Genomic DNA, 301 nt, shown 5'->3' with positions numbered 1-301 from the left:
GTTGGCATCAAAATTATCGATCTAGAATATTACTTCACTAAGTATTTAGGCACGAGTGTGTTGGATGATTCACTCTTTATTGATTATTGCCATATGACACCAGAAGGTTTTAAAGTTGCGATGTCTTCTATAGCAGAATGGCTAATTAATCGTGGAAAAGATAAGCCAGATGTAAATTGGGAGGTAATGATAAGAGAAGCCATTGAGTTGGGGGCATCTTCATATGATTTAGCTGTTTCTTATTTTTATACTGCTTTATACAACAGTCATATCAATCGACCGATTGATGAAGTCGCGGAAA

Annotated in this window: 1 protein-coding gene; it reads left to right on the top strand. The window is 35.9% G+C overall.

All coding sequences use genetic code 11. From position 1 onward, the window contains the following. Nucleotides 1-301: hypothetical protein (locus tag AM629_RS24180; RefSeq protein WP_161804274.1), on the top strand; the 301-nt coding region annotated here is incomplete at both ends.

Origin of the sequence: Photorhabdus heterorhabditis (assembly GCF_001280945.1) — a bacterium.
GTDB classification, from domain to species: domain Bacteria; phylum Pseudomonadota; class Gammaproteobacteria; order Enterobacterales; family Enterobacteriaceae; genus Photorhabdus; species Photorhabdus heterorhabditis.
This window is presented reverse-complemented; position numbering and strand designations above follow the sequence as displayed.